This is a genomic window from Salinisphaera dokdonensis CL-ES53 (assembly GCF_040361215.1).
Taxonomy (GTDB): Bacteria; Pseudomonadota; Gammaproteobacteria; order Nevskiales; family Salinisphaeraceae; genus Salinisphaera; species Salinisphaera dokdonensis.
The window spans coordinates 40,921-49,438 of sequence record NZ_APND01000008.1 but is presented as its reverse complement, the minus strand read 5'-3'; the positions used below and the strand labels follow the sequence as shown (position 1 = coordinate 49,438).

At 64.0% G+C, this 8,518-nt stretch carries 7 protein-coding genes; 4 read left to right on the top strand and 3 right to left on the bottom strand.

Annotated features, from left to right (window positions below):
- Positions 1-807 precede the first annotated feature (807 nt).
- Positions 808-1,824 (bottom strand): alcohol dehydrogenase, encoded by a 1,017-nt coding sequence (locus SADO_RS16875; RefSeq protein ID WP_353113557.1) that lies wholly within the window; start codon positions 1,822-1,824, stop codon positions 808-810.
- A gap of 127 nt (positions 1,825-1,951) precedes the next feature.
- On the opposite strand from SADO_RS16875, the gene SADO_RS16870 reads away from it, so the two are divergent.
- A complete protein-coding gene (locus tag SADO_RS16870; protein ID WP_353113555.1) occupies positions 1,952-3,010 on the top strand; it encodes a DUF429 domain-containing protein in 1,059 nt (352 codons plus the stop codon).
- A 21-nt stretch (positions 3,011-3,031) separates the two neighbouring features.
- Positions 3,032-3,715: a hypothetical protein gene (locus SADO_RS16865; protein ID WP_353113553.1), complete on the top strand. Its 684-nt coding sequence runs from the start codon at positions 3,032-3,034 to the stop codon at positions 3,713-3,715.
- Here the strand turns inward: SADO_RS16865 and SADO_RS16860 are convergent.
- Complete coding sequence (locus tag SADO_RS16860) at positions 3,712-4,923, bottom strand: TraB/GumN family protein (protein ID WP_353113551.1); 1,212 nt, start codon at positions 4,921-4,923, stop codon at positions 3,712-3,714. The two genes, SADO_RS16865 and SADO_RS16860, sit on opposite strands and share 4 nt — an antisense overlap.
- A 70-nt stretch (positions 4,924-4,993) precedes the next feature.
- Entirely contained in the window at positions 4,994-5,449 is a 456-nt protein-coding gene (locus tag SADO_RS16855) for a hypothetical protein (protein WP_353113549.1), read from the bottom strand.
- A gap of 181 nt (positions 5,450-5,630) precedes the next feature.
- On the opposite strand from SADO_RS16855, the gene SADO_RS16850 reads away from it, so the two are divergent.
- Positions 5,631-5,771: a hypothetical protein gene (locus SADO_RS16850; RefSeq protein ID WP_353113547.1), complete on the top strand. Its 141-nt coding sequence runs from the start codon at positions 5,631-5,633 to the stop codon at positions 5,769-5,771.
- A gap of 203 nt (positions 5,772-5,974) precedes the next feature.
- Positions 5,975-8,515 carry a PepSY domain-containing protein gene (locus SADO_RS16845; RefSeq protein ID WP_353113545.1) on the top strand — a complete coding sequence of 847 codons (2,541 nt, stop codon included), beginning with the start codon at positions 5,975-5,977 and terminating at the stop codon, positions 8,513-8,515.
- The last annotated feature ends 3 nt before the right edge of the window (positions 8,516-8,518 follow it).

Genomic DNA, 8,518 nt, shown 5'->3' with positions numbered 1-8,518 from the left:
TCCAAGACCGGGACAATGGCGCTGTTGCACTTGATACTTGAAACCGCCAAGCAAAGAAAAAGACACCCGGCACGGCGCCGGCTGCGCCGGTGCACTTCGATGCTCGCGCCGAAGGGATGCGGCCAGAACTCGAATCGCTTTGGCGATTCTCAAACAGGCTGGCCGCACCGGCGCGGTGCGCCGGACACCCTTCGCCGCTGCGCGTCTCCGTCGTCGTGCAAGGGGGCAAATACACGCAGCACCGTCGCCCCTCAAGCCGTAGCGACTGCAGAGTCAAAGCTGGCGCGGGCGCCCGTGACCCTAAAGAATCACGCCTTCGGCTAACCCGGCCTACGCAGATCGAGACGCGACCTTCAGCGAGCGATAGCGAGCTTGCCTGTATTGGGGCCCCTTGGGCGCAGCGCCGAGCAGTGGAGGCCGAAAGCGGAAACAGACAGCCGGATGTTTGAGCGAAGCGAGTTTCCGGCTGGCCCGCTTTCGGCCGGAGCAGCGCAGGGCACCGATGCGAAGCATCGGCGCAAGACGGGGTGTCCTTTGTTTTGGTGACTTTTATTTGGACAAGCAAATAAAAGACACTCGCACAGCAGTGCGAAACACCAAGCAACGCTCACCCGAGTAGTTGATTCAAAACTCGCAGTTATTAGTTGAGAATTATTCAGCTCAGCGCAATCGCCCCCTTTTTTCACACGACAAACTCAGTCTAAAGCTGCATCTATCGACAAGAGCCGATCGACCGCCGCCGCCACAACGACAAAGCCCGCCAAGAAGGCGGGCTCGAAACGTCAGCACGTCTATACCGCGAAGCGATCAGCTCATCGTCAGCACTACACGAAAACGCGCTTCGTTATTGATCATCCGTGCATAGGCCTCGTTGACCTCCGCCAGCGGATAAGTCTCGATCTGCGTCTCGATATCGCGCAAGGCCGAGAAACCGAGCGTGTCCTGCGAATCCTGCGGCGCCCCGCTGGGATGTCCCGCGACACTGCGCCGCGCCATGAGCAACTGGAACGGCGAAACCTCGATCGAATCCGGCGAAGCGCCGACGACGAGGAGCTGGCCATTAACGCCCAGACCATCGATCACTGAGCTCATCAGTTTGGGATTGGGGGCGGTAGCCAAAATCACGCGCGCGCCGCCGAGTTTCTGCAGCGCGTCGGCCGGGTTCTCGGCCTCGGTATCGATATAGGTGTCCGCACCGAGTTGCATGGCCAGGTCTTTCTTATCGGTGCCGCGCGACAGCGCCACGGTATGAAAGCCCATGGCGTGGGCGTACTGCACGCCCAGGTGACCGAGACCGCCCACACCAAGCACGGCGACCACGTCGCCCGGGTGGGCGCCGGAATTGCGCAGCGCGTTGTAGGTGGTCACCCCGGCACACAGCAGCGGCGCGGCCGCCACCGACGTGAGCTCGTCCGGGATCGCAACCAGCGCCTCGGCCGGAGCGATCATGTACTCGGCATAGCCGCCGTCGTAGCTGATCCCGCAGATCTGCTGGTTCTGGCAGGTGACGAAATCACCGCGCCGGCAGGAATCACAGGAAAAACAGTGGCCACCATGCCAGCCCACGCCGACACGCTGGCCAGACTGCCAGTGATCGACTTCATCACCGATCGCATCGATCACGCCGGCGACCTCGTGGCCGGGCACGCGCGGATATTCCAGGCCCGGAAACCCGCCCTCCTTCACGAAAGCATCCGAGTGACAGATGCCGCAAGCCTCGATCTTCACGCGGACCTGGTCCGGGCCGGGATCGGGAATGTTGCGGTCGACGAGTTCGAAATCGCCACCGGCACTATTGATCTGGGCAACCTTCATTTGCGACATGACGCGCAGCTCCTGTTGCGATGTCTGGCAGAACTCGACATTAACACCGCGCAGCGCGGGCCGTAATCAAGGCTACCTTCGCCACAAGGCTATTGCCTTGGCCGATCGCGCACCGCAAGATCATGGAATGGGGATACGTCATATCAGCGCCGTCACGCTATTCGTGACGGACATGGCGCGCAGCTGCGCGTTCTATCGAGGCCTGGGTTTCGAACTGAAGTTCGGAGGCGAGGAAGCGGGGTTCACCAGCTTTCACGCCGGCTCGGGATTTCTCAATCTCAACGCGGGCGAAACGGCACGGCCCGGCGGCGGGCTGACCATCTTCCACGTGGACGATGTCGACGCCGTTCATACACGCGCGCTGGCCGCCGGCCTCAAGCCGGACTTCAAGCCAGCCGACGCGCCCTGGGACGAACGCTATTTCCATATCCGCGACCCGGACGGCTATACCCTTTCGTTTGCCACGCCGCTGGCCGACTATCGGGAACGTCAGGAGCTGCTCGGCAAATGTGCCGGCATCGACGGCTGCCCGGGCGGCTGGATCGCGGTGACCCACAAAGGCGCATTTGTCGATCGCGACCTCGGTGATCTACTCGACCGGCTGGGGCCGGAGGTGGTGGCCATCGACATGCCCATCGGGCTTGCCGAGGACGGCAGCCGGGCCTGCGATCAGGCCGCCCGAGCTCTGCTTTCGGGCCGGCGCGCCACCAGCGTGTTTCCCACGCCGGTACGTGCAGCGCTGGCCGGGCGCAACCACGGTGAAGCCAGTGCCATCAACGCCGAATACTGCGGCAAGCGTCTGTCGGCCCAGACCTACCATCTGCTGCCCAAGATTCGGGAAGTCGACGGTCTGCTGCGCCGTACCGAGCACTGGCATACGCGCGTGTTCGAGACGCACCCGGAAGTCAGCTTCATGGCGCTCAACGGGGGCGAGGCACTCGCCGAACCCAAGCGTAGCGCCACCGGCCAGTCGCGACGACGCGATCTCATTGCCGCCCATTTTGGCCGCGATGCCTTTGCGAACGCTCGCATACTTGTCTCGAAACAGGATGCGGCAGACGACGACCTCGCCGACGCCTTTGCCTGTCTGTTCACCGCCGAGCGCATCGCGACAGAGCGCCATGTGACTTTGCCGGAGACGCCGGATACCGATGCCGCCGGCCTGCCAATGCGGATCTGCTACTGACGCCGGCGCGGCAGCTGTTGCATGAGTGACACCGCGCAAGCATCTTTGAACGACACACTGCGCCGGCGCGCATATCGGCTGTCACGCGCCGAACTCGCACGGCGCATGGGCTATCGACGGGTCGACGAGAAGTTAATCGCTCGGATCGATTACGTGCTTGGCGACCCGCTGCCCGGACTCGACAGCAGTCACTACGATTTCCGTTATTCCGGCGACGAGTTCCTGATTTCCCTGTGCGACGCGCTCGAGATCGACCCAGCGCTGCGAACGGCAGAGCACGCGCGTATTCGTGTACTGGTGAGCCATCGCAACACGGCGTTTCGGCCGGTGATCTTCGTCGATACCGGTTTCAAGCGCTGCAACGAACCGATTTTCGTCCTCGGACTCATGGAGCCCCGGCGCTGGCTTGGTTTCGATCGATCATTCCTCGATCTGGGACTGGGCGAACAGTTCATCACGGCACGCGAGCGCGTCGTCGCCCATTACGAGGAAACCGCCGGTACGCTGCCGCTCTGGGGCGTGATACAGCGCTATCTTTTTCAGTACGCCGCGAACGCCGTGCTCATCTTGGACACCGACGGCCGCGCAATCGGAGAAACCGATGCTATCCGGGCCGATCGTGCCACCACGACCATTCAAGGCAGGGATGCCGGCGCGGTTATCAAGCCGGTTAGCGGCGCATCGCCCGAGGACGAATCGCGCTAACCGCCGAACAGCTGCCCGACGATACGAAAACCGGCGATATACGTGCCCGCAGCCGAGCCGATGGTCGAGAAAACGAACACCAGCAACGTGCGCGAGACGCGGTTTTTCCACCAGCCGCTGACCTTGGTGACGTCGCTCTTGAGGGTGGAGAAATCACCCACCCGCGGCTTGCGCAGCCACAGTTCTGCGGCCGCCGTGACCATGCCGGCGCCGATGGTGGGATTCAGTGAGGTCAGTGGCGCAGCCACGAAGGCTGTCACCACCGTCAACGGGTGTGCGAGGGCCGCCGCAGCGCCGATCGCCGACAACGCGCCGTTGATGACCACCCATTCGATGACCAACTGCTGGCCCAGACCGGTGCTGCGCGAAAACCCGATCGCAAAACCGATGAACACCAGCGCCACGATGATCCAGGGCAGCCACTTCACCCAGCGCGCGCCGGGCGGCACATCGTCCAGCGCGTCGATCGTTGCCTCGGGCTCCGCCATGCCTTCTCGCAGATAGCCGGCCAGGCCCTTGAGATGGCCGGCACCGACCACGACCAGCGTGTTGCGCTTGGGCGGGCGCTTGAGCAGTTGGGCCGCCATGTAGCGATCGCGCTCATCGATGAGCGTCTCGTGCATCGTCGCAGATTCGGTGGCGAACTCGTTGAAGGTGGACTCGAGCATGTCGCCTTCCTTGAGCCGCTCGATGTCCTCTTCCTCGATCTTTTCACGCGAGAGCAGACTGCCGAACAGCGCGCCGAGCGTGCTCATGCGCTGCCACCACGGAATGCGGCGGTAGACTCGTTTTAGAGTGATGCCGATATTGCGATCGATCAGTTCGACCGGCAGATTGGCAGCCGCGCTGGCGCTGATGGCCGCGCGCATCTCCGCACCAGGCTCTATGCCGAACTGATCCGCTAGTCGCTGCTGGTAGGCCCCGAGCGCGAGATTGGCCGCGACCATGCCGGCCTTGCCTTGCCGCAGCACCTGAAACAGATCCATCTGTTCGATCTCGCCAGCCCGGGTGATCGCCGCATGGCGCGCATCGCAGAGTTCGATCGCCACGGCGTCGTAGTTGCCGGTCTCGATCTCGCGCTGGACTTCCTCGGCGCTTGCGCGCGAGACATGGGCCGTACCCAGCAACGTATAACGATGCTCGCCACGGTCGACGATGCGGCGCGGACCTGCGTCGCGATCGGCCGCCGCGTTTTCGATTTCTGCCATAACTGCCCTTGTCGGCGTCGTCCGCCACGCGAATGCGACGGCTGGTCACAGGCGGTGCTCGCCTGCGCTTTTAGAAGTTGTTCGGGTTGCCCTCGACCAGGGTGCCCTTGCCCTGCACTTCGTCCTGCCGGTGCCATTCGACGGATTCACCGTCGATCTTCACGCCGTAGCAGTCGATCTGCGGCGACTCGTCGTAGTCGAAACACAGCTGATCGTCCTCGATCGTCCAGCGGGCCTCGTAGCTCGCGCCATGAATACTACCGTCGGCCGCATAGAATTCCGTGTAGGCACTGTCGGGCGACATGGTGCCGGTCACGGTATTACCGATCACGCGCTCACGGATGGTCCGCGCGTCCGCCATGGCTGCCTTTTTCTCGTCCGGTGACGCCTTTTCCGTATTCGTCGATGGCGACTCGTCGTCGCTGCCGCAGCCGGCCAGCACGAGCAGCAGAGCCAAACCTGCTGCCAGCGCAGCGGCCCTGCCTGTACCAATCATCGTCTTGCCAGGTTTGTCGTCGTGGGTCACGGCGGTCTCCGGATTGCGTCGCCGTCGAATGGTAGCGGTTTCCCGACCTAGAGTCAGTCACGCAACAAGCGGCCAGCTTCGCTTATTCAAAGCAAAACGAGGGGCGTTCGGGTGCGCGGCGCCCCACGTCCGCGAGTTGTCGTGCTTCGTTCTTCACCGTATCAACGGACGCGCGAACTCCATGTTTACCGCAGCGACACGAAGCGACGCTCCGGGGCCGCTTTTCCATCCGCGCGACAGCGCTTTCGAATACGCGACGCTGCTGTTGGCAGATCAATATTCCGAAGCGGCCTTGCAAAAGACTCGTATTTATATAAACTGAGAATCATTCGCATTCGCATCGGACTCTCCGTCGCGCTTGTGAACGAAGGGCAACCTTCACTCTCGGTGGAATTGCGCGGCCTGCGGGCCGCGTTTTTTTTAATCGCTACAGGTGTCGACACGACACTGCGGAGGCCTCGCGGCCCTGCATCAGGGGGACAGGATGCTGGTTTCTTCATTGCATGCCGAGCGCTGCGAATCGTGATGTCGCTCGTTCGTCGCATGCGCGCCTTCAGTCCGATCTTCCAGCTGCACTGGTTCCTTGGCATCACCGCCGGCACCGTGCTCGTGGTGGTTGGTGTCACGGGCGGGTTAATGTCCTTCCAGCAGGACATCCTCGAGTGGCTGAACACCGATACCACGCGTCATCTGCAATCCGATCAGCCCCGCCTGCCGCCGCAGGAGTTGGTCGCGCGCTATCGCAGCGCAAATCCCGATCACAGTATTTCCAGCCTGTACTGGCGCCAGGATCGCCCCTACCCCGTACTGCTGGGCTACCGCACACCGGAAACCACCGGCCGCCGCGGTGAACGCACGCTTATAGACCCGTTCACTGCCGAGCCCATGGGCCTGGTGCGCGGGCAGTGGACCTTCGGGCTGATTCACCAGATCCACCGATGGCTGGCGGCAGGCGACACCGGCAAGTTCATCGTCGGCGTCTCGACGATCACACTGATCATATTGTCCGTGACCGGCCTGTATATCCGCTGGCAACGGCGACCGCGCCAAGGGTGGCGCTGGCTCTGGCCGCGCGCGCTCGGCGGCAAGCTGGCCGGCGAATGGCATGCCGTGCTCGGCCTCTGGGCACTGTTGATCTACCTGCTGGCCTCGCTGACCGGCCTGTGGTGGTCTTTCGACTGGTATCGCGATGGCGCACGGGCACTGTTCGCCTCCGGCGCTCACGCGCCGCACCCGACACTTGCCACACCGGTGAGCAGCCCCGACCTGGCACGCGTGTGGGCGCAGATCGAGCCGGAAATGGCCGATGCCCAATCGGTAGCTATCCGCCTGCCCCGCCAGCCGGACGCGCCGGTGGAAATCCACTACGTCCCGGCCGACGCGCTGCACGAATACGCCGACGACGAACTGTTCGTCCATCCAGCGACCGGCGCTATTCTCGGTGCAGACCGCTTCGACGACAAAAGCGCTGGCGACAAGCTGCTGGCCAGCGTCTATGCCCTGCATATGGGCGCTTTCTTCGGCACGCCCGGCATCGTCATCGTAATGATCGCCAGCTTCGCCATGCCGCTGTTCTTCGTCACCGGCTTGCTGCTGTATCTGCGCCGGCGGCGCATGAAACGCCGAGTGGCGCCCGCGCCACAGCTGGCAGATAACGCACCAGCGGGCACTGACGCGCTGCTGGTCGCCTATGCCAGTCAGAGCGGGCTCGCGGAGCGGATCGCCAGCGGCACCGCCGTCGCGCTGCAACAGGGCGGCGTAGCCGTACGCATGGCCGCACTCGGCGACCTGACCCCGACCTGCCTGGGCTCGCACCGCCAGGCGCTGTTCGTGGTGAGCACCCACGGCGAAGGCGATGCGCCCGTCGCGGCACGGCATTTCGATCGCCATTTCTGCGGCACGGGCGAGCCACGGCTGGAGCAGCTCGACTATGCCCTGCTCGCCCTCGGCGATACGGACTACGCCGACAGCTACTGCGCCTTCGGTCGCCGCCTGGATCGCGCGCTGCGCGAACGCGGCGCCCGTGCCCTGCTTACGCCGATTGAAGTCGACAAGGCCGACGAAACCGCGCTCGATCACTGGCATGCCGTGCTCGCCCATCAATTCGGCGTGGCATCGGTAAAAGCCGAACCGGCGTTCGCCCGCTGGCGGCTGGCCGAGCGGCGTATCCTCAACCCGGAAAGCCTGGGCGGCCCGACGGCCTGGCTGCGGCTCGTGCCAGGTAACGGCGACGAAGCGGCCTGGCAGGCCGGCGATGTCGTCGAAATCCGCCCGCGCCACGCACCGCAGCTTATCGATAACTGGCTTGCGGCGAACGATCTAGATCCCGTCACGCCCGTGGTTGCCCACGAAACCGCCACGACCCTCGGCGCGGCACTGGCGGACCGTCAGTTACCGGACACGGCCGCCCCGCTCGCCGGCAACAACGCGAGCCAGGCCTGGCTCGACGATCGACCGACGCTCGCCGCGCGCGACTATTCCATCGCCAACGTCGATACCGGCAACGGGGTGGAACTGGTGGTGCGTCTGGCACGTCATGACGGCGGTACCGGACTGGCGTCCAGCTGGCTGGTCGAACAGGCGCCGCTAGACGCACCTATCGACCTGCGGCTGCGCGCCAACCCGGGTTTTCGCGCCAATAGCGACGCCGATGCCGCACCGGCCCTTTTCATCGGCAACGGCACCGGCATCGCCGGCCTGCGCGGCCATCTGCAAGCGCGTGTTCGTGCCGGCCAGCACGCCAACTGGCTGATTTTCGGCGAGCGCGAACGCGCCCGGGATTTCTATTTCCAGGACGAGATCAATGCGTGGCAGGCCGACGGCGCGCTGGCCCATCTCGACTTGGCGTTTTCACGCGATGCGGACAATGGCCGCTATGTTCAGACCGCGCTCGCCGCGCAGGCCGAGCGCCTGCGCGAATGGGTTGCCGCGGGTGCCACGATCTTCGTCTGCGGCAGCCACGCCGGCATGGCACCGGGCGTCACGTCGGTACTGGTCGAGATCCTCGGCGCCGAGGCTGTCGAGGCAATGAACGACGCCCAGCGTATTCGTATGGACGTCTACTGACGC

What these genes read in the sequence shown, in the direction of transcription:
- SADO_RS16875 (WP_353113557.1), bottom strand. Translation starts at nt 1,824, where the DNA reads ATGTCGCAAATGAAGGTTGCCCAGATCAATAGTGCCGGTGGCGATTTC.
- SADO_RS16870 (WP_353113555.1), top strand. Translation starts at nt 1,952, where the DNA reads ATGGGGATACGTCATATCAGCGCCGTCACGCTATTCGTGACGGACATG.
- SADO_RS16865 (WP_353113553.1), top strand. Translation starts at nt 3,032, where the DNA reads ATGAGTGACACCGCGCAAGCATCTTTGAACGACACACTGCGCCGGCGC.
- SADO_RS16860 (WP_353113551.1), bottom strand. Translation starts at nt 4,923, where the DNA reads ATGGCAGAAATCGAAAACGCGGCGGCCGATCGCGACGCAGGTCCGCGC.
- SADO_RS16850 (WP_353113547.1), top strand. Translation starts at nt 5,631, where the DNA reads ATGTTTACCGCAGCGACACGAAGCGACGCTCCGGGGCCGCTTTTCCAT.
- SADO_RS16845 (WP_353113545.1), top strand. Translation starts at nt 5,975, where the DNA reads ATGTCGCTCGTTCGTCGCATGCGCGCCTTCAGTCCGATCTTCCAGCTG.